The organism is Streptomyces nojiriensis (genome assembly GCF_017639205.1).
Taxonomy (GTDB): domain Bacteria; phylum Actinomycetota; class Actinomycetes; order Streptomycetales; family Streptomycetaceae; genus Streptomyces; species Streptomyces nojiriensis.
In genome coordinates, this window is record NZ_CP071139.1 from 2,426,632 (window position 1) to 2,453,252 (window position 26,621).

The 26,621-nt window shown below is 69.1% G+C and carries 21 protein-coding genes; 9 read left to right on the forward strand and 12 right to left on the reverse strand.

Features of this window, described 5'->3' with window-relative positions; all coding sequences use genetic code 11:
* Nucleotides 1–14 precede the first annotated feature (14 nt).
* From prcB to arc, 5 genes are all read right to left on the reverse strand, one after another.
* Nucleotides 15–854: a proteasome subunit beta gene (gene prcB / locus JYK04_RS11385; RefSeq protein ID WP_030016344.1), complete on the reverse strand. Its 840-nt coding sequence runs from the start codon at nt 852–854 to the stop codon at nt 15–17.
* Nucleotides 806–1,405 carry an endonuclease VII domain-containing protein gene (locus JYK04_RS11390; RefSeq protein ID WP_189739959.1) on the reverse strand — a complete coding sequence of 200 codons (600 nt, stop codon included), beginning with the start codon at nt 1,403–1,405 and terminating at the stop codon, nt 806–808. Before JYK04_RS11390 ends, prcB begins: the two co-directional genes overlap by 49 nt.
* A 37-nt stretch (nt 1,406–1,442) precedes the next feature.
* On the reverse strand, nt 1,443–1,655 hold the full coding sequence (locus JYK04_RS11395) for a ubiquitin-like protein Pup (RefSeq protein ID WP_030233608.1): 213 nt from the start codon (nt 1,653–1,655) through the stop codon (nt 1,443–1,445).
* 189 nt (nt 1,656–1,844) lie between these two features.
* Entirely contained in the window at nt 1,845–3,356 is a 1,512-nt protein-coding gene (gene dop, locus JYK04_RS11400) for a depupylase/deamidase Dop (protein WP_189739957.1), read from the reverse strand.
* A gap of 266 nt (nt 3,357–3,622) precedes the next feature.
* The gene (gene arc, locus JYK04_RS11405; RefSeq protein WP_189739954.1) at nt 3,623–5,389 is read right to left on the reverse strand and encodes a proteasome ATPase; all 1,767 of its coding nucleotides are present in this window, start codon (nt 5,387–5,389) and stop codon (nt 3,623–3,625) included.
* Nucleotides 5,390–5,653: 264 nt separating this feature from the next.
* On the opposite strand from arc, the gene JYK04_RS11410 reads away from it, so the two are divergent.
* A complete protein-coding gene (locus tag JYK04_RS11410) occupies nt 5,654–5,974 on the forward strand; it encodes a ferredoxin (RefSeq protein ID WP_030016354.1) in 321 nt (106 codons plus the stop codon).
* 4 nt (nt 5,975–5,978) lie between these two features.
* On the opposite strand, the gene JYK04_RS11415 is transcribed toward JYK04_RS11410, so the two are convergent.
* The 3 genes from JYK04_RS11415 to JYK04_RS11425 form a co-directional block, all read right to left on the reverse strand.
* On the reverse strand, nt 5,979–6,590 hold the full coding sequence (locus tag JYK04_RS11415; protein ID WP_189739952.1) for a hypothetical protein: 612 nt from the start codon (nt 6,588–6,590) through the stop codon (nt 5,979–5,981).
* Nucleotides 6,591–6,779: 189 nt separating this feature from the next.
* On the reverse strand, nt 6,780–7,676 hold the full coding sequence (locus JYK04_RS11420) for a tRNA (adenine-N1)-methyltransferase (RefSeq protein ID WP_030016358.1): 897 nt from the start codon (nt 7,674–7,676) through the stop codon (nt 6,780–6,782).
* An 18-nt stretch (nt 7,677–7,694) separates the two neighbouring features.
* Nucleotides 7,695–8,981, reverse strand: coding sequence for a site-2 protease family protein (locus tag JYK04_RS11425; protein WP_373297458.1), 1,287 nt, complete (start codon nt 8,979–8,981; stop codon nt 7,695–7,697).
* Nucleotides 8,982–9,049: 68 nt separating this feature from the next.
* Here JYK04_RS11425 and JYK04_RS11430 point away from each other — a divergent pair, with 68 nt between their 5' ends.
* Both JYK04_RS11430 and JYK04_RS11435 read left to right on the forward strand, forming a co-directional pair.
* Nucleotides 9,050–9,943 carry a RecB family exonuclease gene (locus JYK04_RS11430; RefSeq protein WP_094745090.1) on the forward strand — a complete coding sequence of 298 codons (894 nt, stop codon included), beginning with the start codon at nt 9,050–9,052 and terminating at the stop codon, nt 9,941–9,943.
* A 64-nt stretch (nt 9,944–10,007) separates the two neighbouring features.
* Nucleotides 10,008–10,679 (forward strand): response regulator, encoded by a 672-nt coding sequence (locus JYK04_RS11435; protein WP_030016364.1) that lies wholly within the window; start codon nt 10,008–10,010, stop codon nt 10,677–10,679.
* A gap of 105 nt (nt 10,680–10,784) precedes the next feature.
* Here JYK04_RS11435 and JYK04_RS11440 read toward each other — a convergent pair whose 3' ends face one another.
* The 4 genes from JYK04_RS11440 to metH form a co-directional block, all read right to left on the reverse strand.
* The gene (locus JYK04_RS11440) at nt 10,785–12,368 is read right to left on the reverse strand and encodes an ABC transporter substrate-binding protein (protein WP_189739949.1); all 1,584 of its coding nucleotides are present in this window, start codon (nt 12,366–12,368) and stop codon (nt 10,785–10,787) included.
* Nucleotides 12,369–12,439: 71 nt separating this feature from the next.
* Nucleotides 12,440–14,044 carry an ABC transporter substrate-binding protein gene (locus tag JYK04_RS11445; RefSeq protein WP_189739946.1) on the reverse strand — a complete coding sequence of 535 codons (1,605 nt, stop codon included), beginning with the start codon at nt 14,042–14,044 and terminating at the stop codon, nt 12,440–12,442.
* Nucleotides 14,045–14,627: 583 nt separating this feature from the next.
* Nucleotides 14,628–15,329, reverse strand: coding sequence for an HAD family hydrolase (locus JYK04_RS11450; protein WP_189740503.1), 702 nt, complete (start codon nt 15,327–15,329; stop codon nt 14,628–14,630).
* Between the two features lie 113 nt (nt 15,330–15,442).
* A complete protein-coding gene (metH, locus tag JYK04_RS11455; protein WP_189739942.1) occupies nt 15,443–18,955 on the reverse strand; it encodes a methionine synthase in 3,513 nt (1,170 codons plus the stop codon).
* 283 nt (nt 18,956–19,238) lie between these two features.
* Here metH and JYK04_RS11460 point away from each other — a divergent pair, with 283 nt between their 5' ends.
* From JYK04_RS11460 to JYK04_RS11485, 6 genes are all read left to right on the forward strand, one after another.
* Nucleotides 19,239–20,006 carry an IclR family transcriptional regulator gene (locus JYK04_RS11460; RefSeq protein WP_189739939.1) on the forward strand — a complete coding sequence of 256 codons (768 nt, stop codon included), beginning with the start codon at nt 19,239–19,241 and terminating at the stop codon, nt 20,004–20,006.
* Between the two features lie 313 nt (nt 20,007–20,319).
* Complete coding sequence (locus JYK04_RS11465; RefSeq protein WP_189739936.1) at nt 20,320–21,102, forward strand: MIP/aquaporin family protein; 783 nt, start codon at nt 20,320–20,322, stop codon at nt 21,100–21,102.
* A gap of 81 nt (nt 21,103–21,183) precedes the next feature.
* Nucleotides 21,184–22,710: a glycerol kinase GlpK gene (gene glpK, locus JYK04_RS11470; protein WP_189739933.1), complete on the forward strand. Its 1,527-nt coding sequence runs from the start codon at nt 21,184–21,186 to the stop codon at nt 22,708–22,710.
* Between the two features lie 40 nt (nt 22,711–22,750).
* The gene (locus tag JYK04_RS11475) at nt 22,751–24,358 is read left to right on the forward strand and encodes a glycerol-3-phosphate dehydrogenase/oxidase (protein ID WP_189739930.1); all 1,608 of its coding nucleotides are present in this window, start codon (nt 22,751–22,753) and stop codon (nt 24,356–24,358) included.
* A gap of 127 nt (nt 24,359–24,485) precedes the next feature.
* Nucleotides 24,486–25,532: a PAC2 family protein gene (locus JYK04_RS11480; protein ID WP_189739927.1), complete on the forward strand. Its 1,047-nt coding sequence runs from the start codon at nt 24,486–24,488 to the stop codon at nt 25,530–25,532.
* Nucleotides 25,533–25,601: 69 nt separating this feature from the next.
* Entirely contained in the window at nt 25,602–26,570 is a 969-nt protein-coding gene (locus JYK04_RS11485; protein WP_189739924.1) for a hypothetical protein, read from the forward strand.
* The last annotated feature ends 51 nt before the right edge of the window (nt 26,571–26,621 follow it).

A 26,621-nucleotide genomic window follows, 5' to 3' on the forward strand; every position in this document is an offset into this window, starting at 1 on the left:
GGGGCGGCGGATGGTCAGAGCAGGGCGGCGCGCGGGCCGTCGGGCTGCTCCAGCCGACGGTTGGTGACCGTACGGGCGAGCTCCTGCGACTCGTCGTCGGTCAGCCTGCGGAACCCCTCGTCCGTGATCACGGTGACGATCGGGTAGATGTGGCGGTACAGGTCCGGCCCACCGGTCGCCGAGTCGTCGTCGGCCGCGTCGTACAGCGCCTGGACGACCAGGGTGGTGGCCTGCTCCTCCGTCAGATCGGGGCGGAAGAGCTTCTTCATCGAGCCCCGGGCGAAGATCGAACCGGAACCGGTGGCGGCGTAGCCGTGCTCCTCGGAGCGGCCGCCGGTCACGTCGTAGGAGAAGATCCGGCCCTTCTCCTTGGCCTCGTCGTACCCCGCGAACAGCGGCACGACCGCCAGGCCCTGCATGGCCATCCCCAGATTGCTCCGGATCATGGTCGAGAGCCGGTTCGCCTTGCCCTCCAGGGACAGGGTCGTCCCTTCCACCTTCTCGAAGTGCTCCAGCTCCAGCTGGAACAGCTTGACCATCTCCACGGCCAGGCCGGCCGTACCGGCGATACCGACAGCGGAGTACTCGTCGGCGGGGAACACCTTCTCGATGTCCCGCTGCGCGATCATGTTCCCCATGGTCGCCCGCCGGTCACCGGCGAGGACCACCCCGCCGGGGAAGGTGGCGGCGACGATGGTCGTCCCGTGCGGCGCCTCGATCACGCCTTCCGGCAGCTTGCGGTTGCCGGGCAGCATCTCGGGCGAGTGCGCGCCCAGGAAGTCCATGAAGGACGACGACCCCGGCGTCAGGAAGGCTGCCGGTAGACGCCCTGTGCTACGAGTGTTGGGTTCCACAGGTTTCCTTCCACGTAAGCGGCTGCACGCCTCATGACGTCCGGCCGATCCTTGAACTGCCCCAGGGCTGCGTTACAGCTGAAGCACAGTACGCCTCGGACCTTACCCGTCTGATGATCGTGATCAACGTGCTCGGCCGGAGCCGTCTGACAGATCACGCAGACCCCGCTCTGAGCGGCGATCATCTCGTCGCGCTGAGCCTCGGTGATGCCGTACGAACGCTTCAAGTGCCCCGCCCGGCCCAGGACGGCCCTGCACGCCTTGCACCGGGTGGATAAGCCGTCAGACGCCGAAGCGTTCTTGTGCCACTCACCGTGCGGCTTGACCTCACCGCACTGCCGGCAGAGCTTGTGGCCGGACGGGACATCCACTTTCTCCTTGACGACCTTGCCTCTGGCAGCCTGGCGGCGCCGGTAGTGCGCGGCACTGTACTCAGCCACGCACTCACGACACCTCGGCTGAAGGCCGTCACCACGGTTCCGGTCTAGGGCGAACCCGCTCAGCGGCACGTCCCGGCTGCAGCCGCGACACCACTTCGTTCCATTGGACATGGAGCCAATGCTGGCGAGTTCGCCTTAGATTCGAAGGCTATTCGCCGCCTTTTTGTACGAAACTCCGAACGAAATCCTCGGCATTTTCCTCGAGTACATCGTCAATCTCGTCAAGTACGGAGTCGACGTCGTCGGAGAGCTTCTCCTGGCGCTCCTTGAGGTCGGTCGATTCCTCGACCGCCGCCTCCTCGACCTCCTCGGTCGAGCGCGTCGCCTTCTGCTGTCCGCCGCCGGTGTCCTTGGTCGCCATGTCTACCTCACCCCGCTCGGTTCGCACGCTCATGTCGAGAGACCCCGGGATTCGGGATCTCTCAAGATCAGACCCTACGTCGGACCCTATAGGGAGGGTCCGACATTCGTCCCCGCACTTGTTCAAAAGGTCGCGGAACAACGTCCGGTTCTCTTCATGATTCCCGGACCGGAGGCCTTTCAGGCCCGCTCACTGCCCCGAAAGCACCCGCACCAGGTCCTCCGCCGTGCGGCAGCGGTCCAGGAGCTCCTTGACGTGGTTGCGGGTCCCCCGCAGGGGTTCCAGCGTCGGGACGCGCTGGAGGGAGTCCCGGCCGGGGAGGTCGAAGATCACCGAGTCCCAGGAGGCCGCGGCCACGTCGTCCGCGTACTGCTCAAGGCAGCGTCCGCGGAAGTACGCCCGGGTGTCCTCCGGGGGCTTGCTCTGAGCCCGCGCCACCGCCGGCTCTTCCACCAGGCGCTTCATCTTGCCCCGGGCCACCAGGCGGTTGTACAGGCCCTTCTCGGGCCGTACGTCCGAGTACTGGAGGTCCACCAGGTGCAGCCGCGCCGCGTCCCACTCCAGTCCGTCCCGGCGCCGGTAGCCCTCCAGGATCTCCCGCTTGGCGATCCAGTCCAGCTCCCCCGACAGGCTCATCGGGTCGCTCTCCAGCCGGCCCAGCACGTCCTCCCAGCGGCCCAGCACATCCTTGGTCTGCTCGTCCGCGTCCGACCCGAAACGTTCGTCCACGTACTTCCGCGCCAGCTCGAAGTACTCCATCTGCAGTTGCACCGCGGTCAGTGTCCGGCCGCTGCGCAGCGTGATCAGGTGCTGCAGGTCGGGGTCGTGGGAGACCTGGTGCAGGGTGCGTACGGGCTGGTCGACGGCCAGGTCGACGGTGATGAACCCGTCCTCGATCATGGACAGGACAAGTGCGGTCGTGCCGAGTTTGAGGTAGGTGGAGATCTCGGAGAGGTTGGCGTCTCCGATGATCACGTGGAGCCGGCGGTACTTCTCGGCGTCCGAGTGGGGTTCGTCGCGGGTGTTGATGATGGGGCGCTTGAGGGTGGTCTCCAGGCCGACCTCGACCTCGAAGTAGTCGGCGCGCTGGCTGATCTGGAAGCCGTGTTCGCGGCCGTCCTGGCCGATGCCCACGCGTCCGGCGCCGGTGACGACCTGGCGCGAGACGAAGAAGGGGGTCAGGTGGCGCACGATCTCCGAGAAGGGGGTCTCCCGCTTCATCAGGTAGTTCTCGTGCGTGCCGTAGGAGGCGCCCTTGTTGTCGGTGTTGTTCTTGTAGAGGTGGATCGGCTGGGCGCCGGGGAGCTGGGCGGCGCGGACGGCCGCTTCGGCCATGATCCGTTCGCCGGCCTTGTCCCAGAGGACGGCGTCGAGCGGGTTGGTGATCTCGGGCGAGCTGTATTCGGGGTGTGCGTGGTCGACGTAGAGCCGTGCGCCGTTCGTGAGGATGACGTTGGCGAGGCCGATGTCCTCGTCGGTCAGCTGGCTGTTGTCGGCGGCCTCGCGGGCGAGGTCGAAGCCGCGGGCGTCCCGCAGCGGATTCTCCTCCTCGAAGTCCCAGCGGGCGCGTCGCGCCCGGTGCATCGCCGCCGCGTAGGCGTTGACGATCTGGGACGAGGTGAGCATGGCATTGGCGTTCGGGTGCCCCGGGACGGAGATCCCGTACTCCGTCTCGATCCCCATTACTCGCCGTACGGTCATGCGGCCCTCCTTGCCCGGCGGCGCTCCCCTTTCGGGAGCGGCGCTCAAGTACCGCTGGTGCTCCGGTGCGTGTGCCTGTGCGGTGCCCGTCCCCGCACTGCGCGTCCGGCGGTACGGAAGAGCCTAGAACCACTGCGCGCTCGTGGGGAGATCATTTCCGTCATTGGATCCGCCTCGTCACCGGCTGAAAAGCGGCCGGTAAAGGGGTGGGGTAAAGCAGTCGGCTGCGGATGCCCTGGGAGGGCATCCGCAGCCGCCCCGCTTCGTCAGAGGTACTGACCGGTGTTTGCCACCGTGTCGATGGAGCGTCCGGTGTCCGCGCCTTGCTTTCCGGTGACGAGGGTGCGGATGAATACGATCCGCTCGCCCTTCTTTCCGGAGATGCGGGCCCAGTCGTCCGGGTTGGTGGTGTTGGGCAGGTCCTCGTTCTCCTTGAACTCGTCCACGCAGGCCTGGAGCAGGTGGGAGACCCGCAGGCCCTTCTGGTTGTGTTCGAGGAAGGCCTTGATCGCCATCTTCTTCGCCCGGTCGACGATGTTCTGGATCATCGCGCCGGAGTTGAAGTCCTTGAAGTAGAGGACTTCCTTGTCGCCGTTGGCGTACGTGACCTCGAGGAAGCGGTTTTCCTCGGTTTCGGCGTACATCTGCTCGACGACGGTCTGGATCATGCTGTGGACGGTGCCGGCCGAGGAGCCCTGGTGTTCGGACAGGTCGTCCGTGTGCAGGGGCAGCGAGGCCTTGAGGTACTTGGCGAAGATGTCCTTCGCGGCCTCGGCGTCCGGGCGCTCGATCTTGATCTTCACGTCGAGGCGGCCGGGGCGCAGGATGGCCGGGTCGATCATGTCCTCGCGGTTGGAGGCGCCGATGACGATGACGTTCTCCAGGCCTTCCACGCCGTCGATCTCGGCGAGCAGCTGGGGGACGATGGTGTTCTCGACGTCCGAGCTGACTCCGGATCCGCGGGTGCGGAAGAGGGATTCCATCTCGTCGAAGAAGACGATGACGGGGGTGCCCTCGCTGGCCTTCTCGCGGGCGCGCTGGAAGACGAGGCGGATGTGCCGCTCGGTCTCGCCGACGTACTTGTTGAGGAGTTCGGGTCCCTTGATGTTCAGGAAGTAGGACTTTCCTGCTGCCTGTCCGGTCACCTCGGCGACCTTCTTGGCAAGGGAGTTGGCGACGGCCTTGGCGATGAGCGTCTTGCCGCAGCCGGGCGGGCCGTAGAGCAGGATGCCCTTCGGGGGCCGCAGTTCGTGTTCCTTGAAGAGGTCGGGGTAGAGGTACGGGAGCTCGACGGCGTCGCGGATCAGCTCGATCTGGTCGCCCAGGCCGCCGATCTTGTCGTAGTCGATGTCGGGGACCTCTTCGAGGACGAGGTCTTCGACCTCGCTCTTGGGGACGACCTCGTAGACGTAGCCGGAGCGGGGTTCGAGCAGGAGGGCGTCGCCGGGGCGGATGGTGATGTCCAGGAGCGGCTCGGCGAGCCTCACCACCCTTTCCTCGTCGGTGTGCCCGACGACCAGGGCGCGCTCGCCGTCCTCGAGGATCTCCTTGAGGGTGACGATGTCCCCGGCCCGCTCGAATTCCATGGCCTCGACCACGTTGAGGGCCTCGTTGAGCATGACCTCCTGGCCGCGCCGGAGGTCTTCCGGGTCGACGCTGGGGCTGACGTTCACGCGGAGCTTTCGGCCTCCGGTGAAGATGTCGACGGTGCCGTCCTCGTTCGCTTGCAGGAAGACACCGAAACCGGCCGGCGGCTGTGCGAGCCGGTCGACTTCTTCCTTGAGGGCCACGATCTGGTCTCGGGCCTCACGGAGGGTATTCGCGAGTCGTTCGTTCTGTGCGGATACGCCGGCCAGATTTGTCTGGAGCTCGACGATCCGCTCTTCGAGAATCCTCGTGTGTCGCGGAGAGTCGGCGAGCTTTCGTCGCAGGACGGCGATTTCCTGCTCGAGATAGGCAACCTGGCCGGCGGGGTCCTCGGACCCTCGCGCGGGCCGGATGCCGCGGTTGATGTCGTCGTCGTGGGCTGCCACGGTCCTCACCTCCTCCAAGGGGAGCTGGACGCTTCCTGACCCTACCTGGGCTGGTGGTGATTGAAACCCCTAGATCACAAAGACGGTAGAGGTGTGTCCGATCTTCACCCTTGCGTACTCCCTCACGCCAAGGAAATACCCACCCATCAAACTCGGGAAGCAGCCGGTTGTAAGGTCGAACCGTTCAACACCCGTCAGGGCTCGCGCGACTTGCTGCGGGCCGTGACCGGGATGGATCACTCAGCGCAGGGAACGGCAGGAGATATGACCGTGCAGCAGGAGGCTCCGACGGGCGGCGGCGGCGAGGCCGGCGAGCCGCTCGAGGTCTGGATCGATCAGGACCTGTGCACCGGGGACGGCATCTGCGTGCAGTACGCGCCTGAGGTGTTCGAGCTGGACATCGATGGTCTGGCGTACGTGAAGAGCCCGGAGGACGAGCTGCTGCAGGACGCGGGGGCGACCACTCCGGTTCCGCTGACGCTGCTCCAGGACGTGGTCGACTCGGCGAAGGAATGTCCGGGGGACTGCATTCACGTACGGCGCGTTTCGGACAGGGTGGAAGTCTTCGGCCCGGACGCGGAGTGACGTTTCAAACACTCCTGGCGGCCGAGTCCGTCAGCTCCTGGCGGAATTTTCCGTCGTGCCAGCGCCACTTGGCGAGCTGCTTGGTGTCGGGGCTGTAGCGGGGTACATCGGGTGAGGAGTAGCCGACGAGGGTTGCCGTGACGGTGCCGTCGCGCACGGTGAGCTCGGTGGCGGTCTGCCGTCGGGCGGTGTCGAGCAGGGTGGCGACGACGCGGGGGCGGGTGCCTTGGGCCGGGTCCTGGGTGAGTACGTAGATCGCGTGGGGCGGGGTGCCGGAGCCGGCTTCGCAGCGGACGGCGGCGACGGTCTCGGGGCGGCGGTCGCCGTCGAGGTCGCCCTGGGCGCTGATGGTGACGGTCTGCGGGGCGCCCTTGCAGTCGAGGGGGTAGGTGACCCCCGCCGGGTCCGGCGCGGTGGCCTGGGGGCCCTTCGCGGGGGGTTCGGCGGCGGTCGCGGTGGTGTCGGTGGCCGGGGTGCCGGTGGCGGGCTGTACGAGTCCTGCGGCGGCTATGACTGCTGCCATGGCGGTGGCCGTGGCGAGCCAGTGGACGGGCCTGGTGCGGCTGTGCTCCAGGGTGTGCGGGAGCGGGGCCGTCTCGGCGTGGCTGTGCGGCACGCGGGGTGTCTCCTGTGCGAAGGGTGACGAGGAGCCAGCATCGTGCCACACGTCACAGGGTGGTGGAACGGCCGGGTCCGGGGCTGGTGCACGGGACAACGAAAAGGCGCTGTGGCTCAGTTCCCGGGTGGTCGGGGGAACTGGGCCACAGCGCCTTTGTGTTGGGTCTGCGCCGGGTCTGCGGGGCCGTTATGCGGAGCGGTCGCTGCCGGGGCCGTCGTAGTCCTCGCCGTAGGCGCCCTTGGCGGGGCGGCGGCGGCGCATGGGGGGCTCGACGCCGTCCGCGAGGCGGCGGGCGGTGACGAGGAAGCCGGTGTGGCCGATCATCCGGTGGTCGGGGCGGACGGCGAGGCCTTCCACGTGCCAGTTGCGGATCATCGATTCCCACGGCTGCGGCTCGGCGAAGCAGCCGATCTCGCGGATGGACTCGACGGTCTTGGACAGCTGGGTGGTGGTGGCCACGTAGCAGCAGAGGATGCCGCCGGGGACCAGGGCCTTGGAGACGGCTTCCAGGCATTCCCAGGGGGCGAGCATGTCGAGGATGACGCGGTCGACGTCCGTGTCGGACAGGTTGTCCTGGAGGTCGCCGACGGTCAGCTGCCACGCGGGGTGGGGTCCGCCGAAGTAGCGTTCGACGTTGGCGGTGGCGATCTCGGCGAAGTCCGCGCGGCGCTCGTAGCTGTGGAGCATGCCCTGGTCGCCGATGGCGCGCAGCAGGAAGCTGCTCAGGGAGCCGGAGCCCACTCCCGCTTCCACGACGCGTGCGCCGGGGAAGATGTCGGCGAAGGCCAGGATCTGGCCTGCGTCCTTGGGGTAGACCACGGCGGCGCCGCGGGGCATGGACAGGACATAGTCGGGGAGCAGGGGGCGCAGCGCGAGGTATGCGACGTTGCCCGTGGTGCGGACAACGCTGCCTTCGGGAGCACCGATCAGCTCGTCGTGCGGGAAGGAACCCTTGTGGGTGTGGAAATTCTTCCCGGCTTCGAGCGTGAACGTGTAGTGGCGGCCCTTGGGGTCGGTGAGCTGTACCTGGTCCCCGACCTCGAAGGGCCCGCGTCGGCGGGCGGCACCGGTCGGTTCGGACATGTGACCAGTGTATTGGCTTCAGGACTGGGGCCGTGCCATGGCCTTCACGAAGGCCTTTTCGACGTCGAGGGTGGACAGGACGCCGTAGATGGCGCCGCCGGGTTCGAGGACGAGGTATTCGGTGGCGGGGGTGGCGCGGAGGTGGTCGAGGAGTTCTTCGCCGGTGAGGTCCGCTGAAACCTTCATGCCGTCGGTGAGGTCCTGGGCGAGGGTGCTGACGGCGACCCAGGGGCGGCGGTGTTCGGGGACGGAGGCGATGGCGGTTTCGCGGACGATGGCGGTGGGGTCGCCTTGTCCGTCGACGACGACGAGGGCGCGGGCGCCGGCTTCGTTGGCGCGGCGGAGGGCCTCGGAGAGGGGGGTGGCGTTCTCGACGGGGATGGCGCGTCGGGTGAGGGTGCGGGCGCGCAGTTCGGGGAGGTGTTCGCGCAGGCGGGCCATGCGCAGGCTGTTGCCGGCGCCGGTCCAGATGATGCCGGCGAGGATGGCGGCGAGGAGGGCGTCCATGACGGTGTTCATGCCGCCGATTTCCTCGGTGCGGTTGCCGAGGACTCCGGTGTGGGTGAGGAGGGGGAGGCCGAGGAGGACGGCGAGGGCGAGGCCGCGGCCGACCCAGGCGGCGGCGACGGTGCCGGTCATGGGTTTGCCGGTGATGCCCCAGATGACGGCGCGGAGCATGCGGCCGCCGTCGAGGGGGAGGCCGGGGAGCAGGTTGAAGGCGGCGACCAGCAGGTTGGAGATCATCAGGCCGGCGAGGAGGACGCCGGGGACGGTGGCCGGGTCGACGGCTTTCATGCCGAGGTAGAAGGCTCCGGTGAGGACGAGGGAGAGCAGGGGGCCGACGAAGGCGAGGACGAATTCGCGGCCGGGTGTCTCGGATTCCTTTTCGATCTCGGAGACTCCGCCGAAGAACTGGAGCTGGATGCGGCGCACGGGGAGTTTGAAGCGCAGGGCCGCGACGGTGTGCGCGAGTTCGTGGACCAGGACGGAGGCGTAGAAGGCGACGGCGAAGAAGAGGGAGACGAGGTAGCGGACGGGTCCGAGGTCGGGCAGGACGCGGTCGAGCTGGTCGCCGAAGACCCAGGTGATGAGGGCGGCGACGAGGAACCAGCTGGGCGAGACGTAGACGGGCACGCCGAAGGGGCGGCCCATGAGGAGTCCGCCGCCCGGTCCGGAGCGGCCGCCTGCGCGCTCGCCGGTTTCGTCGGTGTCTGCCACGGTTGTCCTTCGTTCGGTGCTGGTGTTTCCAGTGTGTTCTGTTCGCGTACGGGGTGGTGCTGTAGCGGGTTGTGATGCTCCGATCATGCAGTGCGAGGGGGCTTGGCGTCGATGGTATGCGCGTCCTGTCGGTGGCGGGTCGTAGGGTTTTGTGCATGACGACGAGCCCCGGTGCTGTGCCTGGCGCAGCCGATGCCGATGCGCGGAGCGCTGTGGCGCCCTCTTCGCTCTCCCCTTCGCGGGCGAGCGATTTCATGCAGTGCCCGTTGCTGTACCGGTTCCGGGTGATCGACAGGCTGCCGGAGAAGCCCAGTGCGGCTGCTACCCGCGGGACGCTGGTGCATGCGGTGCTGGAGCGGCTTTTCGATCATCCGGCGCAGGAGCGGACGGCGCCGCGGGCGAAGGCGTTGGTTCCGGGGCAGTGGGACCGGTTGCTGGAGTCGAAGCCGGAGCTGACGGAGCTGTTCCCGGAGGGTGACGAGGGGGCGGGGCTGGCGCGGTGGCTGACGGAGGCCGAGGCGCTGGTCGAGCGGTGGTTCACGTTGGAGGACCCGACGCGGCTGGAGCCGGTGGAGCGGGAGTTCTTCGTGGAGACGGAGCTGGAGTCGGGGCTGCGTCTGCGGGGGATCATCGACCGGGTGGACGTGGCGCCGACGGGCGAGGTGCGGATCGTCGACTACAAGACGGGGAAGGCGCCGCGGCCGGAGTACGCGGAGGGTGCGCTGTTCCAGATGAAGTTCTACGCGCTGGTGGTGTGGCGGCTGAAGCAGGTGGTGCCGCGGCGGCTGCAGCTGGTGTATCTGGGCAGTGGGGACGTGCTGACGTACGACCCGGTGGTGGCGGATCTGGAGCGGGTGGAGCGCAAGCTGCTCGCGTTGTGGGAGGCGATCCGGGAGGCGACGGAGTCGGGTGAGTGGCGGCCGCGGCCGACGAAGCTGTGCGGCTGGTGTGATCATCAGGCGGTGTGTCCGGAGTTCGGCGGTACTCCCCCGCCCTATCCGCTGGTGATCTCGCCGCGGCCGGGGGCGGAGCTCCCGGCGGAGTCGTGATCTTGGTGTCAGGGCAGAATGGACGGGCCTGCCGTAGCCGTCCGACGAATTCGAGGTAGACCCCGTGGCGATCCGCGTCCTTCTGGTCGACGACCAGCCGCTGCTGCGCACCGGCTTCCGGATGATCCTGGAGGCGGAGGAGGACCTGGCGGTGGTCGGTGAGGCCGGGGACGGGCTGCAGGCGCTGGACCAGGTGCGGGCGCTGCAGCCCGATGTGGTGCTGATGGACATCCGGATGCCGCGGATGGACGGGGTGGAGGCGACCCGGCAGATCACGGGTCCGGAGCGCGACGGGCCGGCGAAGGTGCTGGTGCTGACCACGTTCGATCTGGACGAGTACGTGGTGGAGGCGCTGCGGGCGGGGGCGAGCGGGTTCCTGTTGAAGGACGCGCCGGCGAACGAGCTGGTGCAGGCGATCCGGGTGGTCGCGGCGGGTGAGGCGATGCTCGCGCCGAGTATCACGCGGCGGCTGCTGGACAAGTACGCGGGGCATCTTCCGTCGGGTGAGGAGAGCCTGCCGAACACCCTGGGGACGCTGACCGAGCGTGAGGTCGAGGTGCTGAAGCTGGTGTCGCGGGGGCTGTCGAACGCGGAGATCGCGGCGGATCTGTTCGTGAGCGAGACGACGGTCAAGACGCATGTGGGGCACGTGCTGACGAAGCTGGGGCTGCGGGACCGGGTCCAGGCGGCGGTGTACGCGTACGAGAGCGGTCTGGTGCGCCCCGGGGCCCAGTAGGTCCGGCCGGGCGCGGATACGCGGAGGGGGCCGTACGTGCGTGCACGTACGGCCCCCTCCGCGTGGTGCCGGGCCCGCGGCGGGGCGGGCCCGGCTGCGCCGGCGTCAGCCCTTGCTGATCTCCCAGAAGCGGAAGACGGTCGAGGCGTCGAGGGACCACTGCAGGCCGCTCACGTTCTGGCGGGTGACGGCGTACTGCTTGCCCTGCCAGAGCGGGATGAGCGGGAGCTCCTCGGCGACGATGTCCTGGAGGCGGTTGTAGTCGGTGTTGGCCGCGGTGCGGTCGGACTTCGCGGAGGTCGACGGGATGATCGTCCCGGTGATCTCCTTGTTGTCGTAGTTGTTGCTCAGCACGTTGTCCGGGCCGAAGAACGGCTGCGTGAAGTTGTCGGCGTCCGGGTAGTCGGGCACCCAGCCCTTCACGTACACGCCGTACTTGCCGGCCTGGATGTCCTTCTCGTACTGCTCGTACTCGACGGACTTGACGTCGGCGTCGAAGAGGCCGCTGTCGTTGAGCTGCTTGGCGATGACCTCGAACTGCTGGTCCGTGGAGGGGCCGTAGCGGGACGGGGTGGAGTACAGGGTGAGCTTGACCTTGCCGTTGATGCCGCCGGCCTTGAGGACGGCCTTGGCCTTGTCGAGCTGCGGGGTGCCGCCGTAGCGGTCGAAGAACGGGGTCGTGTGGCCGGCGATGCCGGTCGGCACGATGGAGTAGAGCGCGGTGGCGGTGCCCGCGTACACGTCCCGGACGAGGGCTTCGCGGTCGATGAGGTAGGCGATGGCCTTGCGCACGGGGAGCTTGCCGACGACGGGGTCGTTGACGTTGAACACCATGTGCTCGACTTCGGCGCCGGTGCCCTGGACGACGTCGACCTTGTTGTCGCCGGTCTTGCTGGAGGCGAGGGCGGCGATGTCCTTGGCGGCGAGGCCGCGGAAGGCGAAGTCGACGTCGCCGCTCTCCAGGACGGTCTTGAGGCCGGCCTGGTCGCCGTTGAAGAACTTCAGCGTGACGCCGGTGTTCTTGGCCTTGGCCTTGCCGCTGTAGGACTCGTTGACGGAGAAGGTGGCGCTCTTCTCGCTGAACGAGTCGAGCTTGTAGACGCCGGAGCCGACGGCCTTGTTGTCGCCGCGCAGCTTGTCGGCCGGGTACTCGGTGTGGTCGACGATGGAGCCGGCGCCCGACGCGATCTTGCTGGGGAAGGTGGCGTCGGAGGTCTTGAGCTTGAAGACGACGGTCTTGTCGTCGGGGGCGTCGATGCTCGCGATCGACGCGAGCATCACGGCCGGGCCGTTGGCGTCGTTGATCTTCAGGGTGCGCTCGAAGGAGAACTTGACGTCCTTCGAGGTGAGGCTGTGGCCGTTGCTGAACTTCAGGCCGTCCCGCAGGGTGCACTTGTAGAGCTTGCTGTCGCCGCCCTCGAAGCCGCAGGCCTGGGCGGCGTCGGGCTCGGGGGTGGTGCCGCCCTTGGGGAAGCTCAGCAGCGACTGGAAGACGTTGTTGAACAGCAGCCAGGAGCCCGGGTCGTAGCCCGATGCCGGGTCGACGGACTTCACCTTGTCGGATATGCCCATGACCACGCCCTTGCCGCTGCCGGCATTGGAGCCATCGGTCGAACCGCAACCGCTGAGCAGCGCGGCGGCGGTGGCTGCGCCGAGCGGGGCCGCCAGCCACTGGTTACGTCGATTCACGCGAACGTCCTTCACAGTCGAACTGTTTCGTTGCTCCGGCCCGCGACACCCGCTGCCGGTCTTTGCCTTGCTCAGCCGCTTACGCCGCGACCGAGCTCCCACAACTGGAGGTCGGAGATGGCGTTGACCGACCACTCCACTCCGGTGATCCCGTCGCGTGCGGCGACGTACTGCTTGCCCTGCCACAGGGGCAGGACGGGCACGTCCTCGGCGACGATGTCCTGTATCTCCGTGATCGCGGGGACGGCGATCGTACGGTCGACCGCCCGCCGGGATTCGGGGATGAGCCTGCTGCGCACCGCGCTGTTGGCGTACGGCGTGCCCAGGAAGTTGTCCTGCTCCAGGAACGGGGCGAGGAAGTTGTCGGCGTCCGGGTAGTCGGGGAACCAGCCGAGCCCGTAGGCGGCGTGGTCGCCCTTCTTCTGGGCGGGGCGGAAGTCCGCCCACTCGCTGCCCTGGACGGTGATGTCGAAGAGCCCGGTGGAGTTCAGCTGGGCCTTGAGGGCGTCGAACTCGGCGGCCGTGCCGTCGCCGTAGTGGTCGCTGGTGTAGTGCAGGGTCAGCTTGACCGGGGTCTTGATCCCGGCCTCCTTCAGCAGGGCGGCGGCCTTGGGCGTGTTGGCCTCGCCGTACTTGTTGTAGAAGGAGTTGACGTGGCCCGTCACGGTGGTGGGGACCAGCGAGTAGAGCGGCTGGGCGGACTTGCCGTAGACCTTGGAGATGAGCTGTCCGCGGTCGACGGCGGCGGCGAGCGCCTGGCGGACGGCCTTGTCCTTGACGACCGGTGCCTCGGTGTTGAAGCCGAGGTAGCGGATCTCCAGGCCGGGCATCGGGACCAGCTTGACGCCCTTGGGCGGCTGGGCGCTGAACTCGGTGATCTGGGCGGGCGACAGGGTGCGGGAGACCATGTGGATCTTCCCGTCCGTGAGTGCCTTGCCCATGGCCGGGGAGTCGGTGAAGGTGCGCAGCTCGACCTTGTCGTTCTGCAGCTTGAGGTCGCCCTTGTAGTGCGGGTTCTTGGTGAAGACGGCGCGGACCAGCCGGTTGCCCTTGACCTCGGCCTTCATCGTGTACGGGCCGGAGCCGTCCACGGCGAAGCCCTCGCGGAGCTTCTTGGCGTCGTAGTTCTTCTCGCTGACGATGCCGGCGGCGGGGGTGGAGAGTTTGAACGGGAAGGTCGCGTCCGGGGTCTTCAGGTGGAAGACGACGGTGTCGGCGCCCTTGACCTCGACGTTGTCGAGGGTGGAGAGCAGCGAGGAGGGGCCGTTCTCGTCCTTGATGGCGAGGACGCGGTCGATGGAGAACTTGACGTCCTTGGCGGTGAGGGGCTCACCGTCGGCGAACTTCAGACCGGGGCGCAGGGTGCAGCGGTAGCTCTCGTTGCCGGCGTCGGTGAAGCGGCAGGCGGAGGCTGCTTCGGGGACGGGCTGGCCGCCGCCGCGCGGGGTGTGCATCAGCGTCTGGACGGTCTGGCGCAGGACGTTCCAGGCGCCGGCGTCGTAGGCGTAGGCGGGGTCGAAGGGGGCGGGAGCGAAGTCTGCGGCCTCGAACCGATCGGTGGTTCCGACGACGATCGCTCCGGATCCTGCTCCTCCGCCGCTCGCGCTGCCGCATGCGGCCAGCGCGGGGGTGAGCAGTCCGGCCGCGGCCGTCAGCACCATGGTCTTGCGGTTCATGCTGGAAGTACTCCCTGTAACCGGCACTTGCTCAAAGCGGTGTGAAGGACACTTCGCGGCAGTCGCCCGTTCGGGGCGGAACGATCGGGCCGGTGTTGTGACGATCGGTCCACGCGGTTCCGGAACAGGGGTGTGTGTCCGGGACGCGGCTGGGTGCGGCGTAGTGCCCGTATCGACAGTAGTGGTCCGGGGCGGGATGGCTGGAACTGGCCGAACTTGGGGCGTAATCGCACTGTGATCGGAGCGAACTGCCTGTTCACAGGCAGGGCTGCGCAGATTCGGTCAGGGGCTGATCAATGTGGACACATTGGAAGTCGCCGAGGTCCCGTGACGGCCCCGCCGGGGGTGCGGAGCGTGACCAAGGTCACCCTCCGCAACGGCCCCGGAGAGGATGGAATTTCAGCCTCCAGGCCCTAAGGCGGAAGATCCTTCCGTCAGGGCGCAGTCGAACAGGGTTCCGTTCGGCACAGAGCGTGCTCAAGGGATTCCGGTGCGTGGCAATGCATACCGATGTGGGCCAGTGCATGCCGATGTGTCCGCTTGGGTGGGGTGCGGGCCCGACCGGAGGCCGGTGTCGTCACTCTCAGTTCATCGGTGCGATGAGCGAGCGCAGGAACGCGAGGTCGACGTCTTCCAGCGAGCGGACGACCGTACGCCCGGGGGCGGGCTCGATCACGCCGACCGAGGGAATGGCCACGACCCGGCAGCCGGCGGCCTCGGCGGCCGCCACCCCGGTGTGGGTGTCCTCGATGACCGCGCACCGCGAGGGGTGCGCGCCGAGCGAGTGCGCGGCGAACAGGTAGGGGTCGGGGTGCGGCTTGGTACGGGCCACCTCGTCGCCGGCGACCGTCATCGTGAAGCGGTCGCGGCCGAGGGTGAGCAGGACCTGGTCGATGACCCGGCGGTGGGAGGCTGAGACGAGGGCGGTGGGCACGTTGTGCCGGGCGAGCTCGGCCAGCAGCCGCTCGGCTCCGGGCATCAGCGGCACCCGGTCGGCGATGCGGGCCTCGAAGCGCTCGTTGAGCAGGACGCTCAGCTCGGCGAGGCCGATGGCAGCGCCGGTCGACTCGATCAGGAAGGTCGCGCTGCGGCTCATGGGGCCGCCGACGACCACGTCGCGCCAGGCCTCGTCGAGGCGGTGGCCCAGTTCCTGGAAGATCTCCGCCTCGATCTCCCACCAGAAGCCTTCGGTGTCGACGAGGGTGCCGTCCATGTCGAGCAGCACCGCCTGCAGGGCAGAACCGTCGGCCGTACGGGCGACGGGGGCGGGAACGGTGCTCGTCATGCTCATGCCTCTCAGAAGGGACGAGAAGGCCGGTCACCTCTTCCGCGGGGCATACGACCCCGGGGAACAGGCGACCGGCCTGTATGGGACCGACAAGTGTACGTCGGTCGAGCTCAGCGTGCGTTGAAATACTTCGCTTCGGGGTGGTGAATCACGATCGCGTCGGTGGACTGCTCCGGGTGGAGCTGGAACTCCTCCGACAGGTGGACGCCGATCCGCTCCGGCTCCAGGAGGTCGGCGATCTTCGCGCGGTCCTCCAGGTCGGGGCAGGCGCCGTAGCCGAGCGAGAAGCGGGCACCGCGGTACTTGAGGTCGAACATGTCCTCGACCTTCGCCGGGTCCTCGCCGCCGAATCCGAGCTCGGCGCGGACGCGGGCGTGCCAGTACTCGGCCATGGCCTCGGCGAGCTGGACCGAGAGGCCGTGCAGCTCCAGGTACTCGCGGTAGGAGTCCGACTCGAACAGCTTGGCCGTGGCCTCGCCGATCTTCGAGCCGACGGTGACCACCTGCAGGCCGACGACGTCGGTCTCGCCGGACTCCTCGGGACGGAAGAAGTCGGCGAGGCACAGGCGCCGGCCGCGGCGCTGGCGCGGGAAGGTGAAGCGGGTCCGCTCGTTGCCGGCTTCGTCGAGGATGATCAGGTCCTCGCCCTTGGAGACGCAGGGGAAGTACCCGTAGACGACCGCGGCCTCGAGCAGGTTCTCGGTGTGCAGCTTGTCCAGGAGGCCGCGCAGGCGCGGACGGCCCTCGCTCTCGACGAGCTCCTCGTACGTGGCCCCGCCCGCGCGGGCCTGCTTGAGGCCCCACTGGCCCTTGAAGAGGGCGCCCTCGTCGAGCCAGGAGGCGTAGTCCTTGAGCGGGATGCCCTTGACCACGCGGGTGCCCCAGAACGGCGGGGCGGGGACCGGGTTGTCGATGGAGACGTCGGAGCGGCCGCCGGGCTCCTCGGCCTCGTCGGTCTGCAGGACCGGGGTGTCGCGCTTGGCGACGCGGCGCTGCTTGAGCTCGGGCAGGGTCGCACCGGGGACACCGCGCTTGACGGCGATGAGGGCGTCCATGAGGCGCAGGCCCTCGAAGGCGTCGCGGGCGTACCGGACCTCGCCCTCGTAGATCTCGTGGAGGTCCTGCTCGACGTAGGCGCGGGTGAGGGCGGCGCCGCCGAGGATCACCGGGTAGTCGGCGGCCAGCTTGCGCTGGTTCAGCTCCTCCAGGTTCTCCTTCATGATCACGGTCGACTTCACGAGCAGGCCGGACATGCCGATGACGTCGGCCTTGTGTTCCTGCGCGGCTTCGAGGATCGCGGAGACGGGCTGCTTGATGCCGATGTTGACGACGTTGTAGCCGTTGTTGGTGAGGATGATGTCGACGAGGTTCTTGCCGATGTCGTGGACGTCGCCGCGGACGGTGGCGAGCACGATCGTGCCCTTGCCCTCGTCGTCGGTCTTCTCCATGTGCGGTTCGAGGTAGGCGACGGCCGTCTTCATGACCTCGGCGGACTGGAGGACGAAGGGGAGCTGCATCTGGCCCGAGCCGAAGAGCTCGCCGACGACCTTCATGCCCTCCAGGAGGGTGTCGTTGACGATGTCGAGGGCGGGGCGGGTCGCGAGGGCCTCGTCGAGGTCGGCCTCCAGGCCGTTCTTCTCGCCGTCGATGATGCGGCGCTGCAGTCGCTCGTCCAGCGGCAGGGCGAGGAGTTCCTCGGCGCGGCCGGCCTTGAGCGACTTGGTGTTGACGCCCTCGAAGAGGGCCATCAGCTTCTGCAGCGGGTCGTAGTCGCCCTCGCGCCGGTCGTAGATCAGGTCGAGGGCGGTGGTGACCTGCTCCTCGTCGAAGCGGGCGATCGGGAGGATCTTGGAGGCGTGGACGATGGCGGAGTCCAGGCCGGCCTTGACGCACTCGTCGAGGAAGACCGAGTTCAGCAGGACGCGGGCGGCCGGGTTGAGGCCGAAGGAGATGTTGGACAGGCCGAGGGTGGTCTGGACGTCCGGGTGGAGCCGCTTGAGCTCGCGGATCGCCTCGATCGTGGCGATGCCGTCCCCCCGGGACTCCTCCTGGCCGGTGCAGATCGTGAAGGTCAGGGTGTCGATGAGGATGTCCGACTCGCGGATCCCCCAGTTGCCCGTGAGGTCGGCGATGAGTCGTTCGGCAATGGCGACCTTGTGCTCGACGGTGCGGGCCTGGCCCTCCTCGTCGATGGTCAGCGCGATGAGCGCGGCGCCGTGCTCCTGGGCCAGTCGGGTGACCTTGGCGAAGCGGGACTCGGGGCCGTCGCCGTCCTCGTAGTTCACGGAGTTGATGACCGCGCGGCCGCCGAGCTTCTCCAGGCCCGCCTGGATGACGGGGACCTCGGTGGAGTCCAGGGCGATCGGCAGGGTGGAGGCGGTGGCGAAGCGGCCGGCGAGCTCCTCCATGTCGGCGACGCCGTCGCGGCCGACGTAGTCCACGCAGAGGTCGAGCATGTGCGCGCCCTCGCGGATCTGGTCGCGCGCCATCTCCACGCAGTCGTCCCAGCGGGCCTCCAGCATGGCCTCGCGGAACTTCTTGGAGCCGTTGGCGTTGGTGCGCTCGCCGATCGCCATGTACGAGGTGTCCTGGCGGAAGGGCACGGTCTGGTAGAGCGAGGCGGCGCCGGGCTCGGGCCGGGGGTCGCGCGGGACGACGGCCGTACCGCGGACCCGCTCGACGACCTGGCGCAGGTGCTCGGGGGTCGTGCCGCAGCAGCCGCCGACCAGGGAGAGCCCGTACTCGCGGACGAAGGTCTCCTGGGCGTCGGCCAGCTCGGGCGCGGTCAGCGGGTAGTGCGCGCCCTCCTTGGTCAGGACGGGCAGGCCGGCGTTGGGCATGCAGGAGAGCGGGATGCGGGCGTTGCGCGCGAGGTAGCGCAGGTGCTCGCTCATCTCGGCGGGGCCGGTGGCGCAGTTCAGGCCGATCATGTCGATGCCCAGCGGCTCCAGCGCGGTCAGGGCCGCGCCGATCTCCGAGCCGAGGAGCATGGTGCCGGTGGTCTCGACGGTGACGGAGCAGATCAGCGGGACGGTGACGCCGAGGGCTTCCATGGCCCGGCGGGCGCCGATGATCGAGGACTTCGTCTGCAGGAGGTCCTGGGTGGTCTCGACGAGCAGCGCGTCGGCGCCGCCGGAGAGCAGGCCCTCGGCGTTGATCTGGTAGGCGTCGCGGATCTGCGCGTAGCCGATGTGGCCGAGCGTGGGGAGCTTGGTGCCGGGGCCCATGGAGCCGAGGACCCAGCGCTGCCGGCCGGTGGAGGCGGTGAACTCGTCGGCGACCTCGCGGGCGATGCGCGCGCCGGCCTCCGACAGCTCGAAATTGCGTTCGGCGATGTCGTACTCGGCGAGCGCCGCGTAGTTCGTGCCGAAGGTGTTGGTCTCGACGCAGTCCACGCCCACCGAGAAGTACGCCTCGTGGACGGAGCGCACGATGTCGGGGCGGGTGATGTTGAGGACCTCGTTGCAGCCTTCGAGCTGCTGGAAGTCCTCCATGGTGGGGTCCTGCGCCTGGAGCATCGTTCCCATGGCTCCGTCGGCGACGACCACGCGGGTCGCGAGCGCCTCCCGGAGGGCATCGGCCCGGGTCTGGGTGTCAGCGGGCAAGGTGGGCAACGAGGCCATGGGTGCTCCCTGGGATGCGACGGCTGTCGGCTTTGCACCCCCTCTGTGTCAAGGGTGCACGCGGCCAGGGTAACCGCGAGGCACCCGCCCCGGTGTGGGTGTCCCACGTGGCGGACTGCATTCTGTGGCGGGGAGTTTCCGGGGGGTGTCCCCCGCGACGGTACGGCGAACAGCTGTCCGACGGTGCGCGAGGTCGGCATCGACCGATACTGTTCAGCATTGTCGAACCGCGTCAAGATGGTCAGTACTACCGAACTACCGAAGGTCTGCAGGAGGCTGCGCGATGGCACGGAACATCCAGTCGCTCGAACGAGCCGCTGCGATGCTGCGACTTCTGGCGGGCGGCGAGCGCCGGCTGGGACTCTCGGACGTGGCGTCCTCGCTGGGCCTGGCCAAGGGCACGGCTCACGGCATCCTGCGCACCCTGCAGGCCGAGGGCTTCGTGGAGCAGGACCCGGCCTCCGGCCGGTACCAGCTGGGCGCGGAGCTGCTGCGCCTGGGCAACAGCTACCTCGACGTGCACGAGCTGCGCGCCCGCGCCCTCGTATGGACGGACGACCTGGCGCGGGCGAGCGGCGAGAGCGTGTACGTCGGCGTGCTCCACCAGAGCGGGGTGCTGATCATGCACCACGTGTTCCGGCCCGACGACAGCCGCCAGGTGCTGGAGGTCGGGGCCATGCAGCCGCTGCACTCCACCGCGCTGGGCAAGGTGCTGTCGGCCTACGACCCGGTGGCGCACACCCAGGCGCACGAGGTCGAGCGCGAGGCCTTCACCCCCCGCACGGTCACGGACGGCACCGGCTTCGAGGAGATCCTGGGCCTGACCCGGGCGCGCGGCTGGGCCTCCGACGTCGAGGAGACCTGGGAGGGCGTCGCCTCGGTGGCGGCGCCGATCCACGACCGGCGCCGGATGCCGGTCGGCGCGGTGGCGGTCGCCGGCGCCGTGGAACGGGTCTGCGGCGAGTCCGGGGAGCCCCGTCCGGCCCTGGTGGCATCGGTGCGGGATTGCGCGCGCGCCGTTTCGCGCGATCTCGGCGCGGGCCGGTTCTGAGCTTCCTTTAACAGGCCCTGGCCGCACCCTGGCCTCTTTATGCCTGTTTTTCGCCACATCTCGGCCTTGAGATGGCTTGTTTTGGTCGATCGCACGTACCGGTAACGATCCGACACTTTGGCCTGGCCGACCCTTGACGCGTTCTTCACTTGGGCGGAAAACTGCCGTTCATCGGTCGGCATTGTCGAACACCTACCGGCAATACGCGCTAGGATGCGACAAGGCCACGGACCGGTGCAGCACTCACCGAGTGCGCGGAACCACCGGAGGGACCCGGTGTCCGCCCACCCCTGGACGTACAAAGGAGTCGCGGGTGTCCAGCTCCGACATCTTCATCGGCGAGACCATCGGTACCGCCCTGCTCACACTGCTCGGCGGTGGCGTCTGCGCCGCAGTGACGCTCAAGAGCTCCAAGGCCCGCAACGCGGGCTGGCTCGCCATCACGTTCGGCTGGGGTTTCGCCGTACTGATCGCCGCCTACGTCTCCGCGCCGCTCTCCGGTGCGCACCTCAACCCGGCGGTCACGGTCGGCATCGCCGTCAAGACCGGCGAGTGGGGTGACACCCCGGTCTACTTCGCCGGCCAGCTGCTGGGCGCGATGCTCGGAGCGGTCCTGATGTGGATCACCTACTACGGGCAGTTCCGCGTCCACCTGGCCGACCCGGAGCACATCCGCGACGCCAAGCTCGGTCCCGAGGACCCGCACCCGCACGATGTGGCCGGTCCGGTGCTCGGCATCTTCTCCACCGGCCCCGAGATCCGTAACGTCGTGCAGAACCTGGCGACCGAGATCATCGGTACCGCGGTCCTGATCCTGGCGATCCTGACCCAGGGCCTCCAGGACGGCGGCAAGGGCCTCGGTGTCATCGGCGTCCTGATCACCTCGTTCGTGGTCGTCGGCATCGGTCTCTCGCTCGGTGGCCCGACCGGCTACGCCATCAACCCGGTGCGCGACCTCGGTCCGCGCATCGTGCACGCCCTGCTGCCGCTGCCCAACAAGGGCGGCTCCGACTGGGGTTACTCCTGGATCCCGGTGGTCGGCCCGCTCGTCGGTGCCGCGCTCGCCGGCGGTCTGTACAACATCGCGTTCGCCTGATCAGCAGTACCGGCAAGATCGTAAGATCCGCACCGCCCTCCTGATTCCGCCTACTCACCCGACCTGCCAGGAGCAGCCAACATGACCACCAGCACCGGCCCCTTCATCGCCGCGATCGACCAGGGCACCACGTCCTCCCGTTGCATCGTGTTCGACCGCGACGGCCGCATCGTCGCCGTCGACCAGAAGGAGCACGAGCAGATCTTCCCGAAGCCGGGACAGGTCGAGCACGACGCCACCGAGATCTGGACCAACGTCCAGGAGGTCGTGGCCAGCGCGATCGCCAAGGCGGAGATCACCGCCGCGGACGTCAAGGCCGTCGGCATCACCAACCAGCGCGAGACCACGGTCCTGTGGGACCGCCACACCGGCGAGCCGGTGCACAACGCGCTGGTCTGGCAGGACACCCGCACCGACGCCCTGTGCAAGGAGCTCGGCCGCAACGTCGGCCAGGACCGCTTCCGTCGCGAGACCGGCCTGCCGCTGGCGAGCTACTTCGCCGGCCCGAAGGTCCGCTGGCTGCTCGACAACGTCGAGGGCCTGCGGGAGCGCGCCGAGGCCGGCGACATCCTCTTCGGCACCATGGACTCGTGGATCATCTGGAACCTCACGGGCGGCCCGCAGGGCGGTGTGCACGTCACGGACGTCACCAACGCCTCGCGCACCATGCTGATGAACCTGCACACCCTGGCCTGGGACGACAAGATCGCCGAGTCCATGGGCGTCCCGCTCAACGTCCTCCCGGAGATCAAGTCCTCCGCCGAGGTCTACGGCCACGTCAAGGACGGCGTCCTCGCCGGTGTCCCGGTCGCCTCGGCGCTCGGTGACCAGCAGGCCGCCCTCTTCGGCCAGACCTGTTTCGCCGAGGGCGAGGCCAAGTCCACCTACGGCACCGGAACGTTCATGCTGATGAACACCGGCGACAAGATCATCAACTCCTACAGCGGCCTGCTGACCACGGTCGGCTACCAGATCGGCGACCAGAAGCCGGTCTACGCGCTGGAGGGCTCCATCGCCGTCACCGGCTCGCTCGTCCAGTGGATGCGCGACCAGATGGGCCTGATCAAGTCCGCGGCCGAGATCGAGACCCTGGCCTCCTCGGTCGAGGACAACGGCGGCGTCTACTTCGTGCCGGCCTTCTCCGGCCTCTTCGCCCCGTACTGGCGCTCCGACGCCCGTGGCGTGGTCGCCGGCCTCACCCGGTACGTCACCAAGGCGCACATCGCCCGTGCCGTCCTGGAGGCCACCGCCTGGCAGACCCGCGAGATCACCGACGCCATGACCAAGGACTCGGGCGTCGAGCTCGCGGCCCTCAAGGTCGACGGCGGCATGACCTCCAACAACCTGCTGATGCAGACGCTCTCGGACTTCCTGGACGCCCCCGTGGTGCGCCCGATGGTCGCCGAGACCACCTGCCTCGGCGCCGCCTACGCCGCCGGCCTGGCCGTCGGCTTCTGGCCCGACACCGACGCCCTGCGCGCCAACTGGCGCCGCGCGGCGGAGTGGACCCCGCGGATGCCCGCCGAGCAGCGGGACCGCGAGTACAAGAGCTGGCTCAAGGCCGTGGAGCGGTCCATGGGCTGGGTCGACGACGAAGACGCCAGCTGACCGCACCAGCTGAGTCAATCGACGAGGAGCTAAGAGAGATATGAGCAGCCTGCAGAGCGTTCCCGCACTGGGCACGCACCCGACCGCCGGTGCCAACGTCAGCCGCGCACAGACCCGTGAGCAGCTGTCGAAGGCCACGTACGACCTGCTCGTCATCGGTGGTGGAATCCTGGGCACCTCCGTGGCGTGGCACGCCGCGCAGTCGGGCCTGCGGGTTGCCATGGTGGACGCCGGCGACTTCGCCGGCGCCACCTCCTCGGCCTCCTCCAAGCTCGTCCACGGCGGTCTGCGCTACCTGCAGACCGGCGCGGTCAAGCTGGTCGCCGAGAACCACCACGAGCGGCGGGTGCTGGCCAAGGACGTGGCCCCGCACCTGGTCAACCCGCTCACCTTCTACCTGCCGGTCTACAAGGGCGGTCCGGTGGGTGCGGCCAAGCTGGGCGCGGGCGTCTTCGCCTACTCCGCCCTCTCGGCCTTCGGCGACGGCATGGGCAAGGTCATATCCCCGGCCCGTGCCGTCGCCGACAACCCCGGCCTGAAGACGGACAACCTCAAGGCCGTGGCGGTCTACTACGACCACCAGATGAACGACTCCCGCGTCGCCGTCATGACGGTCCGCGCGGCCGTCGAGTCGGGCGCGGTCGTCCTCAACCACGCCGAGGTCACCGGACTGCGCAAGACGCGCGGCCGGGTCACCGGCGCCGAGCTCAAGGACCGCCTCGACGGCACCGAGTTCGGGGTCGACGCGCGCGTCGTGCTCAACGCCACCGGCCCGTGGGTGGACCACCTGCGGCGCATGGAAGACAAGCACTCCATGCCGTCGATCCGCCTCTCCAAGGGCGCGCACATCGTCATGAAGCGCAAGTCGCCGTGGAAGGCCGCCATGGCCACCCCGATCGACAAGTACCGCATCACCTTCGCCCTCCCGTGGGAGGACCAGCTGCTGCTCGGCACCACCGACGAGGTGTACGAGGGCGACCCGGCGGACGTGCGCGCCACCGAGTCCGACATCCAGCAGATCCTGGACGAGGCGGCCTTCTCGGTGAAGGACGCGGACCTGGACCGCTCGCTGATGACGTACGCCTTCGCGGGCCTGCGGGTGCTGCCCGGCGGCCCCGGCGGCGTCGAGAAGGCCAAGCGCGAGACGGTCGTCTCCGAGGGCGCCGGCGGCATGCTGTCGGTGGCCGGCGGCAAGTGGACGACGTACCGCCACATCGGCCGTGTGGTCATGGACAAGCTGGCGAAGCTCCCGGGCAGCCCGCTGACCGAGGACATGGAGCCGGTGAAGTCGCTGGTGCGCCGGATCGCGCTGCCCGGTGTCGCCAACCCGAACGCGGTCGCGCACCGGCTGCTGGTGGACCGGGAGCCGGGGACGCGGATGGACCCGCTGACGGCCCGCCACCTGGCCTCCCACTACGGCTCGCTGGCCTTCGACATCGCGCGCATCGCGAACGAGGACCCGGCGCTGGCCGAGCGGATCCACCCGGACGGTCCGGAGATCTGGGCGCAGGTCGCCTACGCCCGTGACAACGAGTGGGCCGAGACGGTCGACGACGTGCTGCGCCGCCGTACGACGGTGACGATCCGCGGCCTGGACGACGAGTCCGTCCGTGCCCGGGTCGAGGAGATGCTGAGCCGTAAGGCATAGCTGCTACGCAGGTGGGGAAGAGGGGCGGTTCCGAGGGGAACCGCCCCTCTGTCGTGGGCTGTGGCCGGTGCCTCATCAAGGCTTAGGCTGACCCACGTACGCAAGGGAACTTCGGAAGGAGACCTGGGTGATCGAGCTTGAGGGCGTGCCCGAGCTGATCGACCCGGTCATGGTGGCCGCGTTCGAGGGCTGGAACGACGCGGGTGACGCGGCCTCCGGTGCGGTCGCGCACCTGGACCGGGAGTGGAAGGGCGAGGTCTTCGCGGCGCTGGACGCCGAGGACTACTACGACTTCCAGGTCAACCGGCCGACGGTGTGGCTGGACAACGGGGTACGGAAGATCACGTGGCCGACGACCCGGCTGTCGGTGGTCCGGATCGGCGGTGCCAAGCCGCGGGACCTGGTGCTGGTGCGGGGCATCGAACCGTCCATGCGGTGGCGGTCGTTCTGCAACGAGATCCTGGGCTTCGCGCACGAGCTGGGCGTGGAGATGGTGGTCATCCTGGGCGCGCTGCTCGGGGACACCCCGCACACCCGGCCGGTGCCGGTGAGCGGGGTCACCTCGGACGCGGACCTGGCGCGGACGATGGACCTGGAGGAGACCAAGTACGAGGGCCCGACGGGCATCGTGGGCATCCTGCAGGAGGCCTGTACGCACGCGGGCGTCCCGGCGGTGTCCCTGTGGGCGGCGGTGCCGCACTACGTCTCCCAGCCGCCGAACCCGAAGGCGACGCTGGCCCTGCTGAACCGGCTGGAGGATCTGATCGACATCCGGATCCCGCTGGGCGAACTGCCGGAGGACGCGCGGGCGTGGCAGCTGGGCGTGGACCAACTGGCCGCCGAGGACAGCGAGGTGGCGGAGTACGTCCAGACGCTGGAGGAGGCGCGGGACACGGCCGACCTGCCGGAGGCCTCGGGCGACGCGATCGCCCGGGAGTTCGAGCGCTACCTGCGCCGGCGTGACCCGGCGGGGAGCCCGGAGACGGCCACCGACACGGGTTCCTACTTCCGGGACCTGTCCGGCGGCCCCAGGCCCCAGGCGAAGCCGAAGCCGGAGGACGCACAGGAGCCGCCGGCCGCCGACGGCCCGGAGGGTCCCCCGGAACCGGAAGGCAAGGCGGACGGCAAGGCGGAGGGCCCGCCTCAGGTCGACGGGGACACCCCCGGGGAGTAGTCCCGGCCGGCTGTCCGTGTGTCAGTAGCCCCTGCTTGGATACGGGTTGCCGTTCCGAGAGAGGGAAGCATGACCCGTACGACACCGCCCCGCCCGCTGGACGTGGCTTCGGCGTTCCCGGAGCTCGCGGGGATGGTCAGGACCGCCACCCGGCTCCATCCCCGGCCCGGTTCGCCCACCGTGCGCGAGAGCTCGGTGGGCGGGCCGCTGCTGTGGCCCGCCGGCGAGGCATGGCCGTCGTGCTCCGCCGAGCACGACGCCCCTTTCCCCCTGAACACGCCGGAGGAAGTGCGTACGCTCCGGCGGATCCGGGCGCGCGAGGAGTGGACGGACGAGGACCACGCCGAGGTCTCGCGGATCCACGCCGGCCACGATCCGTCGCTGCTGCCCGAAGGCCCGCACCCGCTCATACCGGTGGCGCAGCTGTACGCCCGGGACGTCCCCGACCTGCCGTTCCCCGAGGGCACCGATCTGCTCCAGGTGCTGTGGTGCCCGTTCATCGACATCGAGGACCAGCCGGGCACGGACGCCGTCCAGCTGCGCTGGCGGCGGGCCGGCGAGGTGGCGGAGGTCCTGGCGGCGGCGCCGGAGCCCGCGTACGTGGGCACGTACGAGCTGGTGCCGGTCCCGTGCGTGCTCCATCCCGAGCGGGTCCGCGAGTACCCCGCCGCGCACGACCTGAGCCCGGAGCAGGCGGGACGGGTCCCCCGTGGGGAGGGGGAGGGGGCCGCGGGCTACCGGGGGGCCCTGTCCGTCGCGCCCGGCTGGAAGGCCGGCGGCTGGGCCGCCCCCTTCACGTTCCGCGATTCCGGCGGCCCGGAGGAGCTGCGCTGCGGGGAGTGCGCGGCCGTCGGCGAGCCGCTGCTCACCCTCGACCACTCCGAATGGGACGCCGAGACCGTGAGCTGGCGTCCGGTCGAGGAGGCGGCCGACGCGTCCTCGACCCCCACGGAGGTGACCGTGGGCGGCGGGTACACCCTGCAGTTCTACGCGTGCCCCGCCGATCCCCGGCACCCGCCGGTGACCGTCATGCAGTGAGCCGGTGAACGGAGAAGCGCGCCCCCGGCACCCGGCCGGGAGCGCGCCTCT